A 25,344-nucleotide genomic window follows, 5' to 3' on the forward strand; every position below is an offset into this window, starting at 1 on the left:
TGACCATCCGGTCAGCTGCGGCGTTCGACGATGTAGCGCGCCAGCTCGCGCAGCGGTTCGGCGGCCGCGTCAAACGGTCGCAGGGCGTGCAGCGCCTGGTCGCGCAGCTCCAGGGCGTAGGCCTTGGCGGCATCGAGGCCGAGCAGGGCCGGGTAGGTCGGCTTGTCGCGGGCGATGTCGGCACCCTGGCGCTTGCCGAGGGTTGCGGTATCGCTTTCGACATCGAGGATGTCGTCCTGCACCTGGAAAGCCAGGCCGATGGCCTGGGCGTAGGCCTGCAGCGACTTGAGTTCGTCCTTCTGCACGTTGACGCTGGCCAGGGCGCCAAGGGTGACGCTGGCCTCGATCAGGGCGCCGGTCTTGTGCCGGTGCATGTTTTCCAGGGCTTTCTGGTCGAGCTTGAGGCCCACCGAGCCGAGGTCGATGGCCTGGCCACCGACCATGCCGGCCGGTCCTGCGGCCTGGGCCAGGGTGCCAACCATCGACAGGCGGATCTCTGCGTGCAGCTCGCTCAGGCGTGGGTCGAGCAGGGCGCTGAAGGCCAGGCTCTGCAGGCCGTCGCCGGCGAGGATCGCGCAGGCTTCGTCGAAGGCCTTGTGGGTGGTCGGCTGGCCGCGACGCAGATCGTCGTCGTCCATGGCCGGCAGGTCGTCGTGGACCAGCGAGTAGGCGTGGATCAGCTCAACCGCGCAGGCGGCGCCGTTGGCCTGTTCCGGCTTGCCGCCGAGGGCTTCGCAGGCGGCGTAGACCAGCAGCGGACGCACACGCTTGCCGCCGTTCATCACGCTGTAGCGCATCGCCTCGTAGAGACGCGCGAGCCCGGCGCTGGGCGGGACGAACAGGGTATCCAGGGCGGCGTTGACCCGCTCCTGGCAGGCGGCCTGGTAGGTCTTGATCATTCTGGCTGTTCCGCGTCGAAGGGCTCTTCGGCCAGTTCTCCATCGCGTTCCAGCAGGATCTGCACCTTCTGCTCGGCCTGGGCCAGGGCGCCCTGGCAGTCACGGGTCAGGCGGATGCCTTGCTCGAAGGCGGTCAACGAATCTTCCAACGACAGCTCGCCGTTCTCCAGGCGCTCGACCAGTGTCTGCAGATCGGCGAGGGATTGTTCGAAATCCAGGGAAACTTTTTTGCGGGCCATGGCGGCGATCTCGGTAGGCGTTGAACGGGCGCGACACTAGCAGACAGCGGGTTTCGGGGCAAATGCGAGGGGTTGCCAATCACGAGGGCGTCGGGCGCGCGCGCGACCTTCTGTGAGTCGCTATTCTACACCCGGAAGCAGGGATAATCCTGAGCCGCTTTGGCACACTGCGGTGATGGCCTTTTGCCTTGTTTTTCGGGCCCTCCAGGCCATCGAGTGTGCACGATCTCTCATTTGCTGATCGCCCCCGCAAATACCCGTTTTCCGCCATTGTGTAACAAGATCTGAATCGCTACCCTCTGCGACTTCCCGACCTGCCTCGCCAGGTTCTTTCTGATTTTTCGTGTTTCAGTGGTGTGCCAGGTCTGGACCGGGCGCAGGGTTTCGTGATGCATGGCAAGGAGGCTGTTGATGCGCCGGTTATTCCCAATCCTGATTGCCCTCTGGGCCGTGGCCGCCTGGGCCGAGCCCTCGGCCGAGCTTCAGGAGCCGACCGGCGGCTGGCGCTATTCGGGCCTGCTCGATCGCAGTGATGCGCCGCAGGTGGCCTACCCGACGCCGCCCATCGACCGCGGCATCCAGCGCAGCCGTACACCCATCGAGGGCCGGATCAATCCGCCTTCCGGCCCGCGTGAACCGCATACCCTGTCGGTCAACGGCAACCCGCTGAATCTCTACACCGACGACAAGGGCCGGTTCGTGCGCCCCTATGCCTTCGGATCAGGCTCCAACAGCGTCGAAGTGCGCAGCGCCCAGGGCAAGTCCCTCAAGCGCGTGCAGTTCTACGAAGCCAACCAGCAGATCACCCCGGCGCGGATCCGCGTGGTGCTCGGCTGGGACGACCCCAAGGCCGAACTCGACCTGCATATCATCACACCCGATGGCCAGCATGCCTTCTATGCCAATCCGCGCCTGAGCAACGGCGGCGGCCTCGACCCCGACGGCGTCGACGGCCCCGGCCCGGAAATGTTCACCATGACCGCGCCGATGCACGGCACCTACCTGGTCTATGTGAACTATTGGGGCAACTACAGCGCCAGCGACGGCTATAACTTCAACGAGCGCGCCAACCAGAACGAGGTCATCACCTCGCAGATCAACCTGGTGCTCAACGAAAACACCGTCAATGAAAAGCGCGAGAGTTTCACCGTACCGCTGCGCGCCATCGGCGACCTGCTGCTGGTCAAGACCTTCAACTATTGAACATCCCGCTCCACGGATGAATGGGCTTTGCGAACATGAGCGATAACACTGCTTCCCCGGCCGCCGCCGCGCCGGCCACTCCTCCATCTGCCGGTTCGCGCCGCTGGTTGGGCCTGGTGCTCGGGCTGTGCGTGACCGGTGCGGTGGTCGGCGGCCTGGGTTGGTTTTTCCACCACAAGTCCGTGGCACCGGTACCGGAACTGGCCCTGGAGAAACTCGGCGTCAGCCGCCCGGACGCGCTGCTGGAAACCGCGTCGCTGAGCCAGTTGCCCAAGGACCTGCTCAGCGTGCCGTTCCTGCGTGACACCCTCACCGAGGACTTCGTTTTCTACTACGAGACCCACGGCGACCGCCTCGGCCTGATCGGCAGCCTGCGTCGGATCATCTACGAGCACGACCTCAAGCTGCAGGACAACCTGATCGAGCAACTGTTCGACCAGCCTGCCGACATCGCCCTGTGGCGCGGCGCCGATGGCCGTCTCAAGGATTTCCTGCTGGTGATGGATCGCGGCGGCCTGGCCAAGCTGCTCGAACCGCTGGCCCATGTCGCCCTCGACGATACCCAACTGACCAAGGTCGGCGAACTGAAGGTGGCCGGCGACAACGTGGCGCTCTACCGCCTGGCCTACAACGCCAGCAAGGCGCTGCTGTTCGCTTCCCGTGGCGACAAGCTGGTGGTGCTGTCCAACCCGGACCGCCTCTATGAGCAGACCAGCGATGACAGCGAAGTGGCCCCCGGTGAGGTGTCGAACCAGGCCCTGGCGGCGCTGCTCGGTGGCGAAAAACTGTTCCCCGAGGCATTCGGCCTCAAGCCGCGTGAAGCGACCGTCAAGCAGCGCATCTCGGTGGCCTCCAGCGTCCTGGCCATGGGGTACCAGCGCTTTATCCCAAGCTTTGCCGGCCTGCGCCTGGACATGGACGACAAGGGCTGGCACAGCTTCCTGGCGCTCGACGAGCAAGACAAGTCCGTCGACTACGACTTCAAGCCGATCTGGCAGGCCATGCCGGTCGGGGCCAGTGCCTGCGTGGCCCTGCCGCTGGCTGCCGAGCAGCAACAGCCGTTGCTGGTCAAGCTGGGAGCGGACGCGGCCACCGCACAGAAACTCACCGAGCACATGAGTGGCGCCGCAGGCCTGTGCTGGTACGCCGATTCGCGCCTGTACACGCCATTGCTGGTGGCGAACCTGAACAAGGACAACGACAGCCTCGATGCCGACCTCGGCAAACTGTTCGGCTCGATGGTCGGCACCCGGGAAAGCAATGTCGAAGGCGGCCTGTTCCCGATCGATGAGCAGAACAAGGACAGCCTCCACCGGTGGAAGCGCGTGGTCAGTTCCACCTTCGGCCAGTACGCGGCCAAGGAAGCCGAGAACCCCGACGCCATTACCGGCCGGGCTTTCTTCCGCGTAAGTCTGGCGCGGCACGGTTCGACCCTGTTGTTCTCCCTGGACGACAAGCTGGTGGACAAGGCCCTCGGCACGCTCGACAAGCACTTCCCGCCGCTGGCCGACGTGGCGCCCAAGGATGCGCTGATGCCGGTCTACCTCGGCCCGGATTCCCTGGCGCAACTGATGAAGCAGGAAACCCTCGACAGCCTGCCCCAGGACATGGAGCCGGTGTTCCGCAACGCCGCGCAGACCCACCTGCTGCCCAAGCTGCAGAAGCTCGCCGGCTTCGGCAAGTACGCCCTGACCCTGCCCGAAGGCACCGAGCCTGAAGGTCATTGGCAGTGGCTGCCTCTGCAATGGCGGGCGATGTGACGGCTATGTCCAGCACCGCCTGCACTGTGGCGAGTGGGCTTGCCCACGCTGGGCTGCCTGGCAGCCCTGAAACCTGCGCGCGAGGTCTATCAGGCATATCGAGTTGGCCTGTTTTACGACTGCTTCGCAGCCGAGCGTGGGCAAGCCCACTCGCCACGGTGTGCGCACTGGCACTGCTGATCAGCGCGCCGGCGTTCGCCGTTGAAACGCCGGCCCTGGATGTCGAGCAGTCCCAGGTGTTCCGCGCCTGGTTCGTGCGCATCGCCCAGGAGCAACTGACCCAGGGCCCGAGCCCACGCTGGTACCAGCAGGACTGCGCGGGCCTGGTGCGCTTCGCCGCCAACGAGGCGCTGAAGAAACACGATGACAAGTGGTTGCGGGCCAATGGCCTGTCCAACCGCTACCTGCCGCCTGAACTCACCCTGAGCGAGGGCCAGCGCAGCCTGGCCCAGCAATGGCAGCAGGGCGGCGGCAAGGTCGGGCCGTACGTCAATGCGATCAAGCTGATCCAGTTCAACAGCCAACTGGTCAGCCGCGACCTCAACCAGGCGCGGCCCGGTGACCTGCTGTTCTTCGACCAGGGCGACGACCAGCACCTGATGATCTGGATGGGCCGCAACATCGCCTATCACACCGGCACCACCACCCCTACCGACAACGGCATGCGCTCCGCCAGCGTGCAGCAACTCATGACATGGAAGGACACCCGATGGATACCCGATGCAACGAACCCCAACTTCATCGGCGTCTACCGGCTGAACTTCCTCTCTCGATGAACGGGTCTTCCATGATGCGTCTGTTATCCCGAATGGTTTTCGCCCTGGCCGTGCTGTTGCCGGTCGCCGCAGGTGCCGCCGATGACTCGGTGGCGCCGAGCAACTACGAGCCGATTGCCGGCGAGAGCTTCTTCCTGCTTGCCGACAGCAGCTTCGCCAGCGACGAGCAGGCGCTGGTCCGCCTCGAAGCACCGGGCCGTGACTACCGACGTTTCCGCATGGAACCGTACGGTGGCGCGGACATCCGCGTGTACCGCATCGACCAGCCGCTGGAATTCCTCAAGCGCCAGAAGAACCTGCACCGGGTGGTCAGCGATGGCCAGTTCAAGGGCGAGGGGCTGTCCAACACCCTGGCCTACCTGTGGGACAACTGGTACCGCAAGTCGCGCCGCGTGATGCAGCGGGCGTTCTCCTACGAGTCGCGCAAGCAGGTCACCGAGGAAGTGCCGGAGCTGAAGATGGGCGACAGCTTCAACCGGCCGACCCCGTATGACAACCCGCCGCAATATGCGCCGCTGCCTGGCCTGCCGCTGGTCAGCCAGTTCCGCTACCCGCTGTGGGACGCCAAGCCGATCCAGCCGCCGAAGGGCGTCGACCTGGCCGGCTCCTCCAGCCAGTTCGTCAGCGTCGCACCGGGCAACGTCTACATCCCGCTGGGCAAGCTGAAGCCGGGCCTGTACCTGGTCGAAGCGCTGGTCGGCAAATACCGCGCGACCACCGTGGTGTTCGTCTCCAACACCGTGGCCGTGAGCAAGATCGCCGGCGACGAACTGCTGGTGTGGGCCGCACGCAAGCACGAAGGCAACTCGGTACCCAAGGTCAAGGTGCTGTGGACCGACGGCCTGGGCGTGATGAGCAGTGGCGAGACCGATGCCGATGGCCTGCTGCGCCTCAAGCACGTCAGCCCGGAGCGCTCGTTCATGATCGGCGAGGATGACGAGGGTGGGGTGTTCGTCTCCGAGAACTTCTACTACGACAGCGAAATCTATGACACCAAGCTCTACGCCTTCACCGACCGGCCGCTGTACCGGCCGGGTGATTGGGTGTCGCTGAAGATCGTCGGTCGCGAATTCAAGAACGCCCGTGACTCGGTCAACCCGACCGGCGCGCCGGTGCGGGTCAGCGTACTGGATGCCACCGGCACCACGCTGCAGACCCTGGATCTGAACCTGGACGGCAAGGCCGGTACCCAGGGCCGTTTCCAGCTGCCGGACAATGCCGTCGCCGGTGGCTATGAGCTGCGTTTCACCTACCGCGACCAGACCTACAGCAGCGCCTTCCGCGTTGCCGAGTACATCAAGCCGCACTTCGAAATTTCCATGGACCTGGCCAAGCAGGACTTCCGCACCGGCGAGCCGGTCAAGGGCAAGCTGCAACTGCTCTACCCGGATGGCAAACCGGTGGTCGACGCCCGTGTGCAACTGACCCTGCGTGCCCAGCAACTGTCGATGGTCGACAACGAACTGCAGTACCTCGGGCAATTCCCGGTGGAGCTGACCAGCGCCGAACTGACCACCGACGACAAGGGCCAGGCCGTACTCGACCTGCCGGCGGCGGAGAAACCCAGTCGCTACATGCTCACCGTGTTCGCCAGCGATGGCGCCGCCTATCGGGTCAAGACCACCAAGGAAATCCTCATCGAGCGTGGCGCCTCGCGCTATCGCCTGTCGGCGCCGCAACGCTTCAGTGCCAGCGGCGAGAGGGTCGCGTTCAGCTACGCCAACGAATCCGCCGTGGAGCAGGCCAACGCCGGCAAGCCGAGCAGCTACAGCTGGGTACGCCTGGAAGACCAGTCCACCGGCGGCGGCAAGCTCGCGGCCAGCGACAAGGGTTTCAGCATCACCTTCGATCGTCCTGGCACCTACAACCTGTCGCTCAAGGACGAACACGAGCGCATCCTCGGCGCCACTGGCCACTCGGTGACCGGTGATGGCGTGAAAGCCGTGCCGGGTACCGTCGAGATCCTGCTCGACAAGCCCGAGTATCACGCCGGTGACGAAGCCCTGGCGCTGATCACCTTCCCGGAACCGGTCAACGATGCGCTGCTGTCGCTGGAGCGCGACAAGGTCGAGGCCACGGCGCTGCTGTCCAAGGGCGGCGACTGGCTGCGCCTGGAGAAAATCAGCGACAACCAGTACCGCGCGCGGATTCCGGTGAAGGACAACTTCGCCCCCAACCTGACCTTCTCGGTGCTCTACACCAAGGGCGGCGAATACAGCTTCCAGAACGCCGGTCTCAAGGTCGCCACGCCGCAGATCGACGTGGCCATCGCCACCGACAAGGACAGCTACCAGCCGGGCGACACCGTCTCGGTGGACCTGACCACCCAGTTCGCCGGCAAGCCGATCCCGGCGCACCTGACTGTCAGCGTGGTGGATGAAATGATCTATGCGCTGCAGCCGGAAGTGGCGCCGAGTATCGACCAGTTCTTCTACCATCCGCGCCGCAACAACGTGCGCACCAGTGCCAGCCTGTCGTTCATCAGTTACGACGTGGCATTGCCGGGCAGCCCTGGCGCGCCGGGCAAGGCCAACCGCAGCGAACGCGGAGTGAAGGTGCTGGAGCGGCCGCGTCGCGAAGACGTCGACACCGCCGCCTGGCAGCCGGAACTGGTTACCGATGCCAACGGCAAGGTGCGCTTCACCTTCCGCATGCCGGACTCCCTGACCCGCTGGCGCATCACCGCCCGCGCCATTGCCGATAGCGGGCAAGTGGGCCAGCGCAACCAGTTCATCCGATCCGACAAGCCGCTGTACCTGAAGTGGAGTGGTCCGACCCACTTCCGCACCGGCGACCAGCCCAAGCTCGGCCTGTTCGCCTTCAGTCAGGACGACAAGCCGGCCAAGGCCGAACTGCTGATCCGCTACGCCGGCCAGGAACAACGCCTGCCGCTGTCGCTGAACAAGGGCATCAACTACATCCCGCTGCCGGCGATCGCCCTGAGCAGCGGCGACTGGACCGCCGAGCTGCAACAGAACGGCAAGGCCCAGGACACCCTGGCCGTGCGTCTCACCGCGGTGGGCGACGGCTGGCAAGTGACCCAGAGCCAGAGCCTCAGCGTGGCCAGCGGTGATACCCCGCTGAGCCTGCCGGCCGACGCCAGCGATATTCGCCTGCGCCTCGACGACAGCCCGCAAGCGCTGTTCCGTGCCAGCCTCGACGACCTGCTCAGCTACCCCTATGGCGGCGTCGAGCAGACCGCCAGCCAGTTGCTGCCATTGAGCATTGCCTACCCGGCGCTGTCGGGTAACGCGCAGATCCGCGACCGCTTGCGCCTGATCCTGCAGAACAGCCGCCTGCGCCTGGTGTCGATGGCTGGTCCCGATGCCTGGTTCACCTGGTGGGGCGAAGACGTCACGCCGGATGCCTTCCTTACCGGTTACGCCTATTACGCCGACTGGTACGCCAGCAAGGCCTTGGGCGTGAGCCTGCCGCCGGAGCACTGGCAGCGGGTGCTGGATGTCTACGGCAAGCAGGCTGCGGCCACGCCGTTGCTGCAACGGGCGCTGGTACTGTCGTTTGCCAAGGACATGCAACTGCCGGTCAACACCCTGGTCAGCGGCCTGATGGACGAGTTGGCGAAAGCCGGCGAGGGCGCCGATGCCCATCTGCTGGATGACGGTGAAGACAGCGTGGTGATGGGCGCACCGGACTCGGCCCTGGGCCTGGCCAGTGCCCGTGTACTGACCGCCGCCCTGGCGCGGCAGAACAAGGTGGCCCTGCCGGATGCGTTCAGCAAGCAGCTGCCGGCAGCCGAGCAGCGCCTTGGCGCCAGCGCGCAGCCGTTCGCCACGGCGTTGAACCTGTCGCTCAAGCCGTTCAATGCCGACCAGGCCCAGGACCTGCTGCAGCGCCTGCTGCCGCAACAGTCCACCCTGGAGCGTGCGCTGGCGCTGACCTGGCTGCAACGCAGCGTCGAGCAGACCCCGAAAATGGTCAGCCTGACTCCGGGCGAAGGCTGGCAGGTTCGCCAGGGTAGTACCGGTGAAGCCTACTGGCAGTGGCAAGGCCAGGGCGTGCCAAGCGTGCTGACCCTGAGCGGTGCCCAGGAGCGTCCGCTGCGCGCCAACCTGAGCTACCTCAGCCAGGGCAAGGCCGCCGCCGACCTACCGGTACAGATCAAGCGCCGCTTGCTGGAGTTGGTGCCGGACGGTGATGCCAACACCTTCAGCCTCAAGGCCGTGGGCGACAAGCCGCTGTCCAGCGACAGCCTCTACCTGGACGAAGTGACCCTCACCAGCAAGGCGGCCAAGCCCGTGCGCTACGGCATGCTCGAACTGCCGCTGCCGCCGGGTGCGGATGTCGAGCGCACCACCTGGGGCGTCAACCTGGCCGGTCTGGCCGGCGAAGAAGCCACGCCGCTGGAGAAAGCACACTTCGAGCCGGGGCAGATGGCCTATGGCGTGCCGATCAACAGCCTCAACGGTGAAGTGCGTGTGCGTCACCTGATCCGCTTCTCGCAGAAAGGCCAGTTCAAGCTGCCACCGGCGCGCTTCAGCCAGATCTATGCGCCGGAGCACCAGGCCCAGGAACAGAAGGCCGCCCTCGGACAAGTCACGGTCGAATGACATGATTCGTCCGCTGACCTGGCTGGTGCTGTGCATCCTCCCTCTGCTGGCGACGGCAGAGGAGGCGCCGCTGCGCCTGGCCTGGAAAACCGCCGATGGCTATGAGCTGGTGCAACTGAACACCACCCAGGTGCTCAGCCGCGAGCCGTTGCCGGCAGATCTGCAGACCCCGCTGGGCAGCCTGTGGAAACTGTTCGTCTATGCCTGGCTGGTGGACACCGACCAGCAGGAACCGGCCTACGACTGCCACGGCCAGGATCACGAGGAAGTCTATTGCTGCACCCCGGGCGGCACCATCGCCCGCGATGCGGCGCTGGTCCGCTCCTGTGGCCTGTACTTCGATCCCAAGCGCCTGGACATCGACGCCGCGCGTTGGCGAGATTACTGGCAGGCTCGTCAGGCCCCTGGCTGGCTGCTCGACCTCGGCCAACTGCAACCGCAGACCCGCGTCTCCGTGGTTCAACTGCTGGATGCCTTGCGCACGCTGCCGGCACAGGACGCCGCGCGCCGGCTGCTGCTCGACGTGGTGCTCAATGCCGCCGACGGCCAGGCCGTGGCGGTGCTGGGCGGGCGTTTGCGAGTCAAGACCTGGAGCTGGCTCGGCGACCAGGACCCGCAGTCGCGCCAGGGTGGTTTCGCCGGCTGGCTGGCGGATGGTACGCCGCTGTGGGTCGGTGGTCGTGGCACCAGCCAGATGGTGCTGCGGCACTACTCGGACGTGCTGGGCAGCTTCCTGCCTGCGTCCCAGGCGGAGGATGCGGGGCGTTGCGTGCAGGTCGAACTGTTCTCGCGCTATCCGCTCAAGGGCGTCAGCCGAGCTGATGGCCAGGCGGTCGTGGAGGGGGCACTGCAAGGCCGTTATCGGGTCGACTTCGCCAACGGTAACCAGTTGGACATCGAAAGTGCCGGCGAGCTGTTCCTGTTGAAAAATGCCGGCCAGCCACAACTGGTGGCCCGGTTGGATCGCGAAGAGTATGTCGCCCGGGTGCTGCAACGCGAGGCCAAGAGCGAGCCGGTCGAGGCCGCCAAGGCCCTGGCCGTGGCGATCCGCAGCTACCTGCTGCAGAACGCCGGGCGTAGCGGCGACTGCTTGAGCATCGACGACAGCAGCAGCCGCCAGCGCGTGGCGCCGCGTCCGGCCACGACCGAAGCGCGCGCCATCGCCGCCTGGACCAGCGACCTGGTACTGGCCGGCAGTCCGGTGACCTATCACTCCGACCAATCCGGCCCGGACAAGCTGTCCTGGCAGCAGGCAGTGGAGCAGGCCAGCAACGGCGCGCGCTACGACCAGATTCTCCAGCATGCCTACCCACGGGCGAGCCTGAGCCGCTGGGACAACCCGGTAGCCTCCTGCGACCCGTTGCCGGCGGCCCAGGAATGGCTGCTCAAGCAGCGCCGCGTGTGGCGCCAGCGCCTGGACCGGGAAGTCGGCTATAACGAACTGAGCCGCTTCGCCGTGTGCCGCGTGTCGTTCGGCCGGCCCTACGTCGACCGCGAGCGCCAGCGCATCTACGTGCGCGGCGTGCTGACCCAGCAGGACCGTCTCGACCTGACCCATGAATACCTGCACCTGGCGTTCGAAGCCCACCCGAACGGCCAGGACGAAGACTATATCGAAGGGCTTGCCCGTCACCTGTTACTGGAATAGGCCATGACATTGCGTAACTCCACCGTAGCCCTGTTCCTCGCCGCCCTGGCTGCGCTGAGCACGGCCCATGCCGACATCAAGCTCGATACCCCGCGCGGTGGCTGGCGCCAGGGGGCGTCGGATGGTGAAAACTACAGCCAGACCGTCAACTACCCGGCCTCCTCGGTCAACACGCCGCTGGGCCAGGCCGACACGGCGCGGATCATGGGCCAGATCAAGGGCGCGCCGAAGAACGCCCGCGAGCCGGGCAACCTGATCGTCAATGGCGTGAGCATGCCGCTCAAGCTCGATGCCTCGGGCAACTTCGATCGACCATTCGCGTTCCCCAATGGCACCAACAGCGTCGAAGTCCGCAGTCCCGATGGTCAGCAGCGCAAGCGCGTGCAGTTCCTCAACTCCGGCGGTGCGACCAAGGCCAAGCTGCGCATCCTGCTGTCCTGGGACAGCGACCACACCGACCTCGACCTGCATGTGGTCACGCCGGATGGCGCGCATATCTGGTACGGCGACCGCACGGCGCCCAACGGCGGCTCGCTGGACGTCGATGTCACCACCGGCTACGGCCCGGAGATCTTTTCCATGCCGGCGCCGATCAAGGGCCAATACCTGATCTACGTGAACTACTACGGTGGCGGCTACCGCAGCGATGACGACGAAGATGGCGGCCAGGAAAACGCCGTCCAGGCCCTGACCACGGCGAAGATCACCCTGATCACGGAAGAGGGCACGGTGAACGAGAAGATGGAATCGTTCATTGTCCCGATGCGCGCGCCGGGCGAGCTGACGTTGGTGCGCAAGTTCAGTTATCCCTGATACCGGTGCGCTTCCAGGTTCTTGAGCAAGGTTTGGGGGCCTCTTCGCGGGCAAGTTGGATCGCGAAAGGGCCCTTGGGAACACCGCAAATGCGGCCGCCGGCCTTGGCAAATATGCTCAAAAAACGCTCAATCCGATCATCGAACCGACAAGACTGCCGCTCCGGCCAGCGCCACTTCCACCCGGTTACGCCCCTTGCCCTTGGCCCCGTATAACGCCTCGTCCGCCAGCGACAGCAACCGTGACAGCTCGTAGCCGTTTTCCCGTGTCGTCACCACTCCGATGCTCACGCTGAGCAGGCCCGGCTCCAGCAAGGTCAGTGCGGCAAATTCCACGCGAATGCGTTCCGCCACTTCGACGGCACCGGCCTCGTCGGTTTCCAGCAGGCAGGCAAACTCTTCCCCGCCAATGCGCCCGAACACATCCTTCTTGTGCAACGCCCGGCTCATGACCCGGCTGAAGGCGATCAGCGCCTGGTCGCCCACGGCGTGGCCAAAGGTGTCGTTCAGCCGCTTGAAATGGTCGAGGTCGCAAAGCAGTAGCGCCGCCACCGTACCGCGCCGTTCACAGGCTGCCAGCAGGTGCTCGCCCCGGCCCAGGAACGAGCGACGGTTGCCGACGCCCGTCAGGGCATCGCTATAGGCCGCCGCCTTGAAGCGCAATTCGGCGCGCTCCTTGACCATCGCCAGGGTCATGTAGGCAATGCCGATCACGTAGACCATGGCCTCGAACAGCATGAACGAGAAAAACGATATGCCTTGGCCGACGCCGGTCAGTGCCTGGTCCAGCCCCACGCCCGTGTCGTAGAACGCCCGGATGTAATAGAACACCGTGTGCAGCAGGGTCAGGAGAAATGCCGGCAGGTAGGAGACTTCGAGACTCTTCTGGCTGCGCCAGAACTCCAGCACCGTGACCGACCCATAGGCGGCGGTCAGCAGCGAGTAGGCGGTGACCCGGGCGCTCAACGACGCCATGAACGCGGGCACCAGGCACAGGATCAGCCAGATGATCGCGCCGGCGAGTATTCCAGGCATCCACGCCGCCCGTCCGGCCAGTATGCGCATGGCCGTCCAGTTCATTGCGGCACCCAGCAACAGCACGACATTGCCCAGCACCAGGGGCACGAAGTCGATGCCCATGCCGCGCAGGCTCACCAGCACCATGCCCAGCGACGCCAGCAGCATCGTGCTGGCCAGGTAGGCGAGCGGCCGCTCGCGGGTTTCGCGGCTCCAGGCGTGCAGGGTCAACAGGCCCATCAGGCAAAAGATGAACACCGACACGATGAGCAGGGTCGGGATATGTAGCGTCATGCTCTGAAACTCCTTTGCCTGGCACCCAAGAGAGCTTCGGCAGCAAGCGCAAGGGTATGGCTAAAGGATGGCAACTGTACCTCAATTGCTTCCTTGTAGACCGAACTCCTTCGTGGCGCTTGGTTGGGTATCAGATACCCGGCCCTGTCACCCGAGCTGGCAGTCTGGCCAAGCGATCCCAGCCATCGGCATCGATCCCGGAGCAGTTCTGCAGCAGTAGTGCTTGCAGCGGCAGCTGCTCCAGCACCGGCACCGAAGCCGAAGTGAGCTGCGATTCTCCGGGGCTCGCACTGAGCGTCAGGCTTTGCAGCGGCAGGTGTGCAAAGTGGGCGACGCCGGCATCCGTGAGCCAGGGGCTGTCATACAGGCCGAGGCGTTGCAGGGGCAGGTCGCGCAGGCAGGCGAGGTCTGCATCGCGCAGGTCCAGGCCGCCGATCTCCAGTTCTTCCAGCGGTAGGCCCAGTTCGGCCAGCGTCCGCAGTGCCTTGCCGTCCACGCCATTGCAGAAGTTGAGGCTCAGCCGTTTCAGCGGCAGGCCGGCCAGTTGCTTCAGTTCCTTGCTGGTGATCTCGTTCAGGGAAAGGTCCAGCGACTCCAGCGGCAGGCCGCGCAGGTCGGCCAGGGTGCCCGCGTTGATGTCCTGGATATCGGCAAGCCCCAGCCGCTTGAGCGGGAACGCGTGCAGCGTATCGAGCCGCTCGATCATCACTTGCGCAGCCTTCAGGTCCAGCTCGGCGAGCGGCATGCCCTCCAACTCGGCAATGTCTTCCTCGCTGATATACGCGGATTGCAGGGACAACCGCTCGAGCGGCAGGCCGCGGATGGCCGGCAGGATGCTCTCGCTCGCGTAGCAGTGGTCGAGGCTCAGTGAGCGCAAGGTCGTCAGGCTGCGCAGCCAATCGGTGTTCTCCAGCAGAGCGAGACGCCCCCAGCCGAGCGACAGGTGTTCGAGTGGGTGGCTGGACAGATGGGCCATGCCACGCGAGGTCAGTTGCTCGATACGTTCCAGTTCCAGCGAACGCAATTGAAGTCGCGACAGCGCGAGCAGGCCGTCGTCGGTCATTTCATCGCAACGGTTCAGCGACAGTTCCTGCAGCGCACTGTTACCGAGTTGCTGGAGGAACGCGTCGTCGAAGTCATCACCGTAGGTCGTCAGTTTCAGCCGGCGCAGCCGCTCGACCGACGGCAGGCAGGTATCGTTGTCCGTACGCGAAAAACCGCTGACTTCCAGGGTCTCCAGCGCCAGCGCAGGCAGGCGGTGCCACAGGTCCTGGTCGCAACTGAAGTTCGGACCATCGAGCACCAGCGCGCGCAGCGGCAAGCCAGCCAGGGCATCCAGCCAGTCGGGTTCGGCATCGCTCAGTTCCAGGCGGTCGACCGGCAGCCCGCGCAGTTGCGGTAGCCAGGCCCTGGGACGATTGGATCGCGGTTTGGCCTGCAACTGGGCAATCATCACGATGGCGGCCGGGTCGCCCAGGCCGGCAGCGAGCCGCACGCCATCCAGTGCGGCATCCGCGCTATCGAGCAGGTCGCGATAAAGTGCGGCGCGCAATGCGACATCGTCGGGGGTGGCAGCCAGTCGTTCGATCAGGGCCTTGCGATGGGGGGTGAGCACTGTTTACGGTCCGTCGTGTGTTCCTGGGCAAGCCAGGCCTCGACCGATGCCGGTGACATCGGCTTGGAATAGAAATAACCCTGTACCAGTGAGCAACCCAGGCTGGCCAGGGCATCCAGTTCGCTGCGGGTTTCCACGCCCTCGACAATGCAATCGAGCTGCATGTCCAGGCTCAGCGCCACCAGTGACTTGACGATCTTGTAGCTGGCCGGCTTTTCATGCAAGCCGGTGACGAAACTGCGGTCGATCTTGATCTTGGTGAAGGCCAGCGAGTGCAACTGGCTGAGGCTGGAATAGCCGGTACCGAAGTCGTCGAGGGAAATGCCGCAGCCCAGCTGGCGAAAACCGTCGATGGTCCGTTGCACCTGGACGATGTCCTGCATGGTTGCCGTTTCGGTGATTTCCAGGTCGAGCCGGCGCGGATCGAAACCGCTGGCGACAATCACCTCGACGATCTGTTGCGCCACTTCGTCCGAGGCACAGTCGTGGGCCGAGAGGTTGAACGACAGGCGAATCTCTGCTGGCCAGCCGTTGGCAGTCGCCAAGGCCTTGCGCAGCAGCGGCGGAGTCAGGCGGTTGATCAGGCCGATCCGTTCGGCCACGGGGATGAACCGGTAGGGCGACACGTCGCCGAGCTTGGGGTTGTGCCAGCGCGCCAGGGCCTCGAAGGACACCGTGCGGTGGGTGCGCAGGTCGACCACCGGCTGGAACACCAAGTGGAACTCCTGCTCGATATCCGCCCGACGCAGCGCCTGTTCGGTCACGCCTTCATGCAACAGTTGCTGGTGATGGCCCTCGGTGAACATCGACAGCGCACCGCGGTTGGTGCGCTTGCTGTGATAGAGCGCGTAGTCGGCGTACTCGAAGGCCTCGATGGCATTGGTCGCCATGTCCGGAAAGGTTGCCATGCCCAGGGAGCCGCCGATCTGCACCGGCAGGTCGGTGAGCAGGAAAGGTGTGGAGAGGGCGTCGCAGATCCGCTGGCCAAAGGCGGCGAGCGCCTGGTCATTGGCATCGTTGGCCAGGACCAGCGCGAACTCGTCGCCACCCAGGCGCGCCAGGTGCATGTTGTCTTCGAGCAGGCCGTTCAGGCGCTGGCCGACCTGGGCCAGCAGGCGGTCGCCGACGCTGTGGCCGAACTGGTCGTTGACCGGCTTGAAACCGTCCAGGTCGATGATACCCACGGCCAGGCGGGTACCGCTGGCCTCGGCATTGGCCATCTCGCGGTCCAGGGTACTGAAAAACTGCCGGCGGTTTGGCAGCCCGGTCAGGCTGTCTTCGTTGGCCAGCTTGAGGTTTTCGTCGCTCAGTTGTTCCGCATGCGCCTGGGCGTCGACCAGCTTGGTGAAGGCCCGGTAGTGGTTGTTGAGGATCACCAGCATGGTGATGGACACCAGCAGCACGTTCAGCGCCGTGGCGGTAAAGGCGGTGTTGCCCATGCTGGAGAAAAACACCACGAACACCAGGTTGACGATCAGCGCCGTGCTCTGCGCGGCAGGGCGCAGGTGCATCATGCTGAAGATCACGCCGATGACGGTGATCGCCATGTAGAAGGCGACGTGGGACTGCGCGTAAACATCGCCATAGGGGAACAGCGCCAGTGACCAGAAGGCAAAGGCGGTGGCAATGGGCGGGGCGAGGAGATTGGTTCGCACCAGCGCGCGCGCGATCAGTTCCGGCGCTGGCGGATCGTGCCGCATGCGCCACCACATGGTGCCGCGGATGCCGCAGATCAGGGTCATGGCCATCGGTATGTCGAAGACCAGCCAGCCTGGTGCATTGTCCAGGTGGGTCATGACCAGCGCCCAGGTATTCACGATCAGGATGAAGTACATCAGCGGCAACTGGCGGGACAGCGCAACGTACTGGGCCCTGAGCAGCCGCGGGTTGTCCAGGGGCGGGGACATGAGTATCTGAAGTTTCTTGAATGGACCAGTCATTATCACGAGAGCCTCTGTGGCCGTGGTCGATACAGATCCCTCTGCTGGAAGGCGGCTTCGGACAGGCGTCTTTACAAGGTTCAGGTGTCCGCAGGCCGATCTGTGCCGGCTGTACCCTTTGTTTCGGCTGAGTGGTCGAGTTCTGGAGGGGAAGAGTGGCTTTTGGATGCTTTAGAGAATGAGAGGCGATCAACGGTGGCGCTGGATGTGTGCCCGGACCGCAAGCAAAGGGTAAATGGCAGGCATTAAAAAGCCGGCTTGTGGCCGGCTTCTCGGGGACGGGTTTGGCCTATTTTTGGTAAGCCTCGCCCGCCTTCAAAATGTACATGCGCTAGGGCAATGTCTGGTCGGGGAACGCTGTGCAGCAGTCTTGCACAGTGTCTGGGGCGCGTTGACCCGTTTTCGGGGGACGCTGCCCAAATGTGGGGCGCAGGATACCCACATTTGCGACAGATGCCCAGCGAAAACCGCCACGCAGAGCTGTCGTTTTTGGAAAAGGCAGCATTTTGAAACTATTTGCAGGGGACCGGGGGGCGACGCTTGTTCAAGGTCGACCACCAGAACACCCAGCCGAGGATCCGAATACCCTGACGCTCGATCTGTTCGGCGCTGAAGACCTCGTCGGGATACTCGTCGCTGTTGTGACTGCGCAGCCGCAACCCGCCTGCCGGCAGGCGGTAGACGTACTTCACCCGCAACATGCCGTCGTGTTCCAGGGCATAGATTTCTCCATCCACTACCTGGGTCAGGCTACGGTCGATGGCAATGGTGGAGCCGTCGTCGATCTTTTCAGCCATGCCGTTACCGGTCATGGGAGCGCAGATGGCTTTGTCGGGGTCGACGCCCATGGCTTGCAGGATGCGGTATGGCAGGCGCACTTTGCGCCCGGGCATGGCGCTCACCTGGGTCTGCTTGGAGCCGGGCCCGATGGGGGTTTCCTTGTAAAGCTGGACCTGGACGTCGTTGCGTTCGGTGGCTGCCAGGTCGTCATAGGTTGAATAGGGTTCTTTTTCGTCGGCCCGCAGCCGCAAGGAGTCGCCCTCTGTCTCGGCGGCAGAAGTTCCGGGATGCTTCGGACCATCGCCCGTGCGCAGCCAACGACTGTTGACGCACAACAACTCCGCTATCTCATCCACGCGTGCCATGGGGATGCCACGCTTGAACCAGTTATTGACGTGCTGCGGGGTCACTTGCCGGTTGGCAGCGAAATCCGAAGCGGAAAGATGGCACTCCCGCAGGAGTGTTCGTAAGCGGTCACCTGATGTATTCATGAACACAGAGTTTACTGCCGTGCTACACCCGTTTAAATAAACGAGGTGTTCAAAAAATATCTGAAAAAGCACACAAGGTGATTGATTTAGTTGAGTATTCCTACGTTCGTCGTTATTTGAATATTTGTGTGCGTTTATTTAGTAAACGCTATGTTTGTTTTTACGTAAACAAGCACAAAAAACCCCGGCGTACCGGGGTTCTTTATCAGCGCATGGCAGCAGGGCAAATCAGCCCTTGAAAGCGGCAACCGACTTGGTGATTTCGGCACGGGCAGCATCAGCATTGCCCCAGCCTTCGATCTTCACCCACTTGCCTTTCTCGAGATCCTTGTAGTTCTCGAAGAAGTGCTTGATCTGCTCCAGCAGCAGGGCTGGCAGGTCGGTGTATTCCTTCACGTCGACATACAGCTGGGACAGCTTGTCGTGAGGAACCGCGATCACCTTGGCATCACCACCGCCGTCGTCGGTCATGTGCAGGATACCGACCGGACGGGCACGGATCACCGAGCCTGGAGCAACCGGGTAAGGGGTCACGACCAGCACGTCGAGGGGGTCACCGTCATCGGCCAGGGTGTTGGGGATGAAACCGTAGTTGGCCGGGTAGAACATCGGGGTTGCCATGAAACGGTCAACGAACAGGCAATCGCTGTCTTTGTCGATTTCGTATTTGATCGGCGCGTGGTTGGCCGGGATTTCGATCGCGACGTAGATGTCGTTCGGCAGGTCTTTACCAGCCGGAATCTTGCTGTAGCTCATTGGGCGATGCCCCCCGTTAGTTGACCAGAAAACCTGGTTGGATTGACCAAAAAGTGGCGGCGATTATAGGCACATTCCGGGGTGGATGCCACGTGTTGCAGGACGTGCGGAGAGTCTGGCGCCGTGCGGGGGGCAAATGCCGGATCAGCCCTCGGCCTGGTAGCGCGGGTCGTGCATCTGCAGGTGGCGCAGGCGTGCCAGTGGGTCCTGGCGGTAGAACGCACGCAGTTGCTCATAGACTTTGGGATAGGCCGTGTCCAGCAAATCCGGGGCACTGAAGAAGTATTCGCTGGTTACCGCGAAGAACTCTGCCGGGTTTTCTGCCGCGTAGGGGTCGATGGCGGTTTCGGCATCGGGGTCACGGTCCAACTGGCGGTTGAGGTCGTCATAGGCGTGTTGCATGGCCTGGGCCCAGTCGCCGACCCGCATGTCGCTATGCAGCGGTGGCAGGCCGTTGGCGTCGCCGTTGAGCATGTCGAGCTTGTGCGCCAGTTCGTGGATCACCAGGTTGTAGCCTTCCCAGGCACCACTGGCGAGCACGCCGGGCCAGGCGAGAATCACCGGGCCTCGGTGCCAGGCTTCGCCGCTGTGTTCGGCGTCCCACTCGTGCTCGACCCCGCTGGCATCGCGATGGCGTTGCGGGCTGAGGAAATCGTCCGGATACAGGACGATTTCATGGAAGCCCGAATACCACGCCAGGTCGCCCAGGTGCAGCAACGGCAGTTGCGCCTGGGTTGCCAGCAGCAGGCGGCTGTACTGATCCAGTTCGACACCTGGCAGGGCGCTCAGGTGCTTCTCGGCGAGGAACAGCACGCTGTGTTCCAGCAGCCAGCGGTCCTCGGCTTCAGTCAGGCCGTCGAGAAAGCTCAGGTGCTCGCGCACCCGCTGCCAGGTTTCACTGGCAACGGGATGGCGGGCCAGGGTGCGGCGGCGACGCCAGGCGCTCAGCGACCACACGGGTTCAGTGGGTCTCGGCCTTGGAGGTACCGCCAAGACGGCTGCGCAGCACGCCGATGATCATCGGCACCAGCGACAGCAGGATGATGAAGACCACCAGCAGCGACAGGTTCTTCTTGATGAACGGTACGTTGCCGAAGAAGTAGCCGAGAGTCACCAGGCCGCCGACCCAGAGCACCGTCCCCAGCACGCTGAAGCCGAAGAAGCGCGGATAGGACATCTTGCCGACACCGGCGACGAACGGCGCAAAGGTCCGCAGGATCGGCAGGAAGCGCGCCAGGGTCACGGTCTTGCCGCCGTGGCGATCGTAGAAATCGTGGGTCTTCTGCAGGTAGTCGCGGCGGAAGATCTTCGAGTTCGGATTGCTGAAAAGCTTTTCCCCGGCCGTTCGGCCGATGATGTAGTTGGTGCTGTCACCGAGGATCGCCGCCAGCATCAGTAGCCCGCCCAGCAATACCGGGTCCATGCCGCCACCGGCTGCGACGGCACCGGCGATGAACAGCAGCGAGTCGCCCGGCAGGAAGGGCATCACTACCAGGCCGGTTTCGCAGAAGATCACCAGAAACAGGATGGCATAGATCCATGGCCCGTAATTGTTCACCAGCATGTCGAGGTACACATCGAGATGCAGGATTAAGTCCAGCGGGTTGAAATCCATGGGGTGGCACCTGTGTTGATAGCCTGGCTCGGCAGGCCTGCGCAAAAAATGGACGCGTAGTTAACTACACGGGATGTAGTTTTTTCGTACATTGATATGAAACCGGGATTATAAGAGCTGGAGAGGATTCTGCTTGCAGAGTTTGTAGCGAGGGATGTCTTGCGGTGGCCCTGCGAATGTGTGCCGGTAGTGGGGCGGTGCTGAGCCTGGTGCCCTCTTCGCGGATAAACCGGCGTCCTGGGTTATCCGCGAAGAGGTCGCCTGTCAGTCGTCGCTGATCGGCAGCACGTAGTTCTTGAACTCGGTGTCTTCGCGAAAACCGATGGACTCGTAGGTTTTCTGCGCCACCTGGTTGTCGCTGCTGGTGGACACCCGCAGGCGCACGGCATGGGTTTCGCGGGCCATTTTCTTCGCTGTGCGCATCAGGTTGTCGGCCACCAGTTGGCGCCGGGCATCCTCGGCCACATAGATGTCGTTGAGAATCCACACGCGCTTGAGCGACAGCGAGGAGAAGCTCGGGTAGAGCTGGCAGAACCCCAGTAGCTTCTTGTCGTCATCGTCCGCCAGCGCCAGGTAGATCACCGACTCCTTTCGCCGCAGGCGCTTCTCCAGGAAGCTGCGGGACGAATCGGGAAGGGGCAGTGAACCGTAGAATTCACGGTATTTGACGAACAGGGGCGTCAACAGGTCCAGATGTTCCAGGGTCGCTTGAGTAATCCGCATAGATCAGGCCTCAACTTCGTGGATATGACGGCAAACGGTTCACTCACTCGGGCAGCCGCAACGCCGATGCTGCCCAAAGCGCAGGAAAAGAGCAATCCGGATGACCATCAGTCCTTAAGCGGACCGAGTAGGAAGTTGCCGTTTGGGTGGACATCCGATTCGCTTTCCAGTGTTTGCACTTGGGCCTCGTCCTTGAGATTGACCCCCGACAACTGTCGGCGGCAGGCTTCTTTCATCAGATACAGCAATTTATGGGCGGCCAGGCCGTAGCTCATGCCCTCCAGCCGCACGTTGGAGATGCAGTTGCGATAGGCGTCGGTCAGTCCGACCTTGGGATTATAGGTGAAATACAGCCCCAGGCTGTCCGGAGAGCTCAAGCCCGGGCGTTCGCCGATCAGTATCACCACCATTTTCGCCCCCAGCAGCTCGCCGATTTCGTCGGCGACGGCGACACGGCCCTGTTCCACCAGGATCACCGGTGACTGCGACCAGCCCTCGGCTGCGAGCTGTTCCTCCAGGCGGGTCAGGAAAGGCACGGTATGCCGGTGCACGGCCAGCGCCGACAGCCCGTCGGCGACGACGATCGCCAGGTCGACGCCGCCCGGATGAGCCTGGGCATGGTCGCGCAACTGCCGGGCCGAGGCGTCGTTGAGCTTGCGGCCCAGGTCCGGGCGTTGCAGGTAGCTGTGGCGGTCATCGGCGGCGCTGTGCAGTAGCAGGGTTTCCCGGCCGCGCCCGGCCAGTTGGTCGGTGAGCCCGGCGTGGTCGAACGGTAGGTGCACCGCGTCGCGGGCCTGAGCGTGGGCGAACTGGAAGTCCAGTTGCGCGCGGGTTGGCAAGCTGGTGCCGGTGCGGCCCAGGGCGATACGTGCCGGGGTCAGGCGGCGCAGTTCCAGCCAGGGGTTGTCGCTGTCGATCTGTTTGGCCATGTCGTTCATCCTAGCTGCTCCAGGGCCTGGCGGAACGCCGGCGGCAGGTTGTTGCCGAAATGCACCTTGCCATCGGCCTGGGTGAAGATGCCCATTTTTGCCAGCCACTGCTCGAATTCCGGCGCGGGCTTGAGGCCCAGGGTCTGGCGGGCGTAGAGGGCGTCGTGGAACGAGGTGGTCTGGTAGTTGAGCATGATGTCGTCGGAGCCGGGAATGCCCATGATGAAGTTGATCCCGGCCACGCCGAGCAGGGTCAGCAGGGTGTCCATGTCGTCCTGGTCGGCTTCGGCGTGGTTGGTGTAGCAGATGTCGCAGCCCATGGGCACGCCCAGCAGCTTGCCGCAGAAGTGGTCTTCCAGGCCCGCGCGGATGATCTGCTTGCCGTTGTACAGGTATTCCGGGCCGATGAAGCCGACCACGGTGTTGACCAGGAACGGCTTGAAGTGCCGGGCCACGGCGTAGGCGCGGGTTTCGCAGGTCTGCTGGTCGACGCCGAAATGGGCGTTGGCCGACAGTGCGCTGCCCTGGCCGGTCTCGAAATACATCAGGTTCTGCCCGAGGGTGCCGCGATTGAGGCTCAGGCCGGCGTCGTAGCCTTCCTGGAGGATCTTCAGGCTGATGCCGAAACTGGCGTTGGCCGCCTCGGTGCCGGCGATGGACTGGAACACCAGGTCCAGCGGCACGCCACGGTTGATCGCCTCGATGGAGGTGGTGACGTGGGTCAGCACGCAGGCCTGGGTGGGAATTTCGTAGCGCTTGATCACCGCGTCGAGCATGTGCAGCAGGTCGCAGATCGAACCCAGGCTGTCGGTGGCCGGGTTGATGCCGATCATCGCATCGCCGTTGCCGTAGAGCAGACCGTCGAGGACGCTGGCGGCGATGCCGGCCGGGTCGTCGGTGGGATGGTTGGGCTGCAGGCGGGTCGACAGCCGGCCGCGCAGGCCCAGGGTGCCACGGAATTTCGTCACCACGCGGATCTTCTGGGCCACCAGCACCAGGTCCTGCACGCGCATGATCTTCGACACCGCGGCGGCCATTTCCGGGGTCAGCCCCGGTGCCAGGGCGCGCAGGCTCTGTTCGTCGGCGGCGTCGCTGAGCAGCCAGTCGCGCAGGCCGCCGACGGTCAGGTGGCTGACGGCGGCGAAGGCCTGCTTGTCGTGGGTGTCGACGATCAGTCGGGTGACTTCGTCGGACTCGTAGGGGATCAGCATCTCCTCGAGGAAATGCTTGAGGGGAATGTTGGCCAGGGTCATCTGGGCCGCGACCCGTTCGCCGTCGTTCTGGGCGGCGACGCCGGCGAGAAAGTCCCCGGAACGGGCAGGGCTGGCCTTGGCCATGACCTCCTTGAGGCTGTCGAAGCGATAGGTCTGGGCGCCGACGGAATGGGCGAATGTGGCCATGGGCGGTGTCCTCCTGGGTCCGAACTGTTTCTGTGGCACCCGATGTGGCGAGTGGGCTTGCCCACGCTCGGCTGCGTAGCAGCCGTAAAACCTGAGCGCCTGTTCTGTCTGGCACAGCGCAGTCGCTGGTTTCAGGGCCGCTACGCGGCCCAACGGGGGCAAGCCCCCTCGCCACAAGGGGCTGGCGTTGTAATCCGTAGGAGCGGGGCTTGCTCGCGCAGCTTTTGGCGATCTCAAGATCCCTTTCGCGGGCAAGCCCTGCTCCTACAGTTCAGTGGTGTTCGATGGCAGGGCGCCAGGCGCCCTGCACTGGTGCATTCAGTTACCGGTCAGCATAGCGTCGGTTGGCGCCTCCGAGCGCTGGCTGGCGGTCAGCTGGAAGTAGATGAAGCCCGCCACCATGAAGCCCAGGAAAATCAGGCCGATCAGGGTGTTGAACCACGCCATCGCCACCAGGCAGACCACGGCCAATGCAAGGGCGATGCCGGGCACGATCGGATAGCCCGGCGCGCGGAAGGTCCGCTCCAGGTTCGGCTCGCTGCGACGCAGCTTGAACAGGCTGAGCATACTGATGATGTACATCACGATGGCGCCGAATACCGACATGGTGATCATCGCCGCCGTCAGGCTCATGCCCTGCAGGTTGACCAGGCCGTCGCTGTAGATCGCCGCGATACCGACCACCCCGCCGGCGAGGATCGCCCGATGCGGCGTGCGAAAGCGCGAGAGCTTGGCCAGCGACTGCGGCAGGTAGCCGGCGCGGGCCAGGGCGAAGAACTGGCGCGAGTAACCGAGGATGATCCCGTGGAAGCTCGCCACCAGGCCGAACAGGCCGATCCACACCAGCATGTGCATCCAGGTCGAGTTGTTGCCGACCACGGCTTTCATCGCCTGGGGCAGCGGGTCGTTGATGTTCGACAGTTGGCGCCAGTCGCCGACGCCGCCGGCCATCACCATGACGCCGATGGCCAGGAACACCAGGGTCAGGATGCCGCTGACGTAGGCCTTGGGAATGGTGCGCTTGGGGTCCTTGGCTTCCTCGGCGGCCATGGCCGCGCCTTCGATGGCGAGAAAGAACCAGATAGCGAAGGGAATGGCGGCAAAGATGCCGGGAATGGCGTCGATACTGAAAGTGCTCGACCCGGACCAGCCGTTGAGCACGAAATTGCTGAAGCTGAAGCCCGGCGCGACCACGCCCATGAACACCAGCAACTCGGCCACCGCCAGCACGGTGACCACCAGTTCGAAGGTGGCGGCGATGCTGACGCCGAGGATATTCAGGGTCATGAAGACGATATAGGCGCCGACGGCGGCGAGCTTCGGATCGAGGCCGGGATACTGCACGTTGAGGTAGGCGCCGATGGCCATGGCGATTGCCGGTGGAGCGAAGACGAATTCGATCAGGGTGGCGATGCCGGCGATCAGGCCGCCTCTTTCGCCGAAGGCCCGACGGCTGTAGGCAAAGGGGCCGCCAGCGTGGGGAATGGCGGTGGTGAGTTCGGTGAAACTGAAGATGAAGCAGGTGTACATGGTCGCCACCAAGAGGGCGGTGACGAGGAAACCGAGGGTCCCGGCAGTGCCCCAGCCATAGCTCCAGCCGAAGTATTCGCCAGAGATCACCAGGCCGACCGCGATGCCCCACAGGTGCAGGGTGCCGAGGGTCGGTTTGAGTTCTGTTTGGGTAGTCATAAGTCCTCGCTTGTCTTTCTTATTGTTCGGTTGTTGGACTTTCGGGTGTCTCTGTTTTGCGTGCACGCAGGGCCCGTGCCGGTGCGGCCAGGCGTCAAGTGGGGTGTCAGGGTGGGCCTCTTCGCGGCGGCGCGGGGGCCCGACAAGCCACGCTCCTACAGGTTTGAGTTGTAACGCCCTCCTGGGCACA

19 protein-coding genes are annotated in these 25,344 nt (G+C 64.0%); 6 read left to right on the top strand and 13 right to left on the bottom strand.

Annotation, left to right across the window (positions count from 1 at the left end):
• Positions 1-11: 11 nt before the first annotated feature.
• Both ispA and AC6I6U_RS07120 read right to left on the bottom strand, forming a co-directional pair.
• Positions 12-899: a (2E,6E)-farnesyl diphosphate synthase gene (gene ispA / locus AC6I6U_RS07115; protein WP_497881283.1), complete on the bottom strand. Its 888-nt coding sequence runs from the start codon at positions 897-899 to the stop codon at positions 12-14.
• Positions 896-1,138, bottom strand: a complete 243-nt coding sequence (locus tag AC6I6U_RS07120) for an exodeoxyribonuclease VII small subunit (RefSeq protein ID WP_017123293.1) — start codon at positions 1,136-1,138, stop codon at positions 896-898. The genes ispA and AC6I6U_RS07120 overlap by 4 nt, the downstream gene beginning before the upstream one ends.
• Positions 1,139-1,549: 411 nt before the next feature.
• Here AC6I6U_RS07120 and AC6I6U_RS07125 point away from each other — a divergent pair, with 411 nt between their 5' ends.
• The 6 genes from AC6I6U_RS07125 to AC6I6U_RS07150 are packed head-to-tail and all read left to right on the top strand — an operon-like array spanning position 1,550 to position 11,906.
• Positions 1,550-2,341 (top strand): YfaP family protein, encoded by a 792-nt coding sequence (locus AC6I6U_RS07125; protein ID WP_497881284.1) that lies wholly within the window; start codon positions 1,550-1,552, stop codon positions 2,339-2,341.
• A 35-nt stretch (positions 2,342-2,376) separates the two neighbouring features.
• Positions 2,377-4,101 (top strand): DUF2138 domain-containing protein, encoded by a 1,725-nt coding sequence (locus tag AC6I6U_RS07130; RefSeq protein ID WP_497881285.1) that lies wholly within the window; start codon positions 2,377-2,379, stop codon positions 4,099-4,101.
• A gap of 5 nt (positions 4,102-4,106) precedes the next feature.
• Positions 4,107-4,877 (top strand): DUF1175 domain-containing protein, encoded by a 771-nt coding sequence (locus tag AC6I6U_RS07135; RefSeq protein ID WP_497881286.1) that lies wholly within the window; start codon positions 4,107-4,109, stop codon positions 4,875-4,877.
• Positions 4,874-9,445 carry an alpha-2-macroglobulin family protein gene (locus AC6I6U_RS07140; protein WP_497881287.1) on the top strand — a complete coding sequence of 1,524 codons (4,572 nt, stop codon included), beginning with the start codon at positions 4,874-4,876 and terminating at the stop codon, positions 9,443-9,445. The genes AC6I6U_RS07135 and AC6I6U_RS07140 overlap by 4 nt, the downstream gene beginning before the upstream one ends.
• Position 9,446: 1 nt before the next feature.
• Complete coding sequence (locus AC6I6U_RS07145; protein ID WP_497881288.1) at positions 9,447-11,093, top strand: DUF2300 domain-containing protein; 1,647 nt, start codon at positions 9,447-9,449, stop codon at positions 11,091-11,093.
• 3 nt (positions 11,094-11,096) lie between these two features.
• A complete protein-coding gene (locus AC6I6U_RS07150; RefSeq protein WP_497881289.1) occupies positions 11,097-11,906 on the top strand; it encodes a YfaP family protein in 810 nt (269 codons plus the stop codon).
• Between the two features lie 137 nt (positions 11,907-12,043).
• On the opposite strand, the gene AC6I6U_RS07155 is transcribed toward AC6I6U_RS07150, so the two are convergent.
• The 11 genes from AC6I6U_RS07155 to eat all read right to left on the bottom strand — a co-directional run bounded on the left by AC6I6U_RS07155 (position 12,044) and on the right by eat (position 25,154).
• Positions 12,044-13,216 (bottom strand): GGDEF domain-containing protein, encoded by a 1,173-nt coding sequence (locus AC6I6U_RS07155; protein WP_497881290.1) that lies wholly within the window; start codon positions 13,214-13,216, stop codon positions 12,044-12,046.
• 130 nt (positions 13,217-13,346) lie between these two features.
• The gene (locus AC6I6U_RS07160) at positions 13,347-14,831 is read right to left on the bottom strand and encodes a leucine-rich repeat domain-containing protein (protein WP_497881291.1); all 1,485 of its coding nucleotides are present in this window, start codon (positions 14,829-14,831) and stop codon (positions 13,347-13,349) included.
• Positions 14,804-16,738: a putative bifunctional diguanylate cyclase/phosphodiesterase gene (locus AC6I6U_RS07165; RefSeq protein WP_497881292.1), complete on the bottom strand. Its 1,935-nt coding sequence runs from the start codon at positions 16,736-16,738 to the stop codon at positions 14,804-14,806. Before AC6I6U_RS07165 ends, AC6I6U_RS07160 begins: the two co-directional genes overlap by 28 nt.
• A 545-nt stretch (positions 16,739-17,283) precedes the next feature.
• Positions 17,284-18,042 (bottom strand): LexA family transcriptional regulator, encoded by a 759-nt coding sequence (locus AC6I6U_RS07170; RefSeq protein ID WP_497881293.1) that lies wholly within the window; start codon positions 18,040-18,042, stop codon positions 17,284-17,286.
• 228 nt (positions 18,043-18,270) lie between these two features.
• Positions 18,271-18,798 (bottom strand): inorganic diphosphatase, encoded by a 528-nt coding sequence (ppa, locus tag AC6I6U_RS07175; RefSeq protein ID WP_017902328.1) that lies wholly within the window; start codon positions 18,796-18,798, stop codon positions 18,271-18,273.
• A gap of 144 nt (positions 18,799-18,942) precedes the next feature.
• Entirely contained in the window at positions 18,943-19,755 is an 813-nt protein-coding gene (locus tag AC6I6U_RS07180; protein WP_497881294.1) for a M90 family metallopeptidase, read from the bottom strand.
• Positions 19,756-19,759: 4 nt separating this feature from the next.
• On the bottom strand, positions 19,760-20,413 hold the full coding sequence (locus tag AC6I6U_RS07185; RefSeq protein WP_497881295.1) for a DedA family protein: 654 nt from the start codon (positions 20,411-20,413) through the stop codon (positions 19,760-19,762).
• Between the two features lie 264 nt (positions 20,414-20,677).
• Positions 20,678-21,136 carry a GNAT family N-acetyltransferase gene (locus AC6I6U_RS07190; RefSeq protein ID WP_497881296.1) on the bottom strand — a complete coding sequence of 153 codons (459 nt, stop codon included), beginning with the start codon at positions 21,134-21,136 and terminating at the stop codon, positions 20,678-20,680.
• 107 nt (positions 21,137-21,243) lie between these two features.
• The gene (gene eutC / locus AC6I6U_RS07195) at positions 21,244-22,074 is read right to left on the bottom strand and encodes an ethanolamine ammonia-lyase subunit EutC (RefSeq protein ID WP_497881297.1); all 831 of its coding nucleotides are present in this window, start codon (positions 22,072-22,074) and stop codon (positions 21,244-21,246) included.
• Positions 22,071-23,465 carry an ethanolamine ammonia-lyase subunit EutB gene (locus tag AC6I6U_RS07200; protein WP_497881298.1) on the bottom strand — a complete coding sequence of 465 codons (1,395 nt, stop codon included), beginning with the start codon at positions 23,463-23,465 and terminating at the stop codon, positions 22,071-22,073. Before AC6I6U_RS07200 ends, eutC begins: the two co-directional genes overlap by 4 nt.
• A gap of 318 nt (positions 23,466-23,783) precedes the next feature.
• A complete protein-coding gene (gene eat / locus AC6I6U_RS07205; RefSeq protein WP_497881299.1) occupies positions 23,784-25,154 on the bottom strand; it encodes an ethanolamine permease in 1,371 nt (456 codons plus the stop codon).
• Between the last annotated feature and the right edge of the window lie 190 nt (positions 25,155-25,344).

Source organism: Pseudomonas sp. UTLPPB19802 (assembly GCF_059730225.1).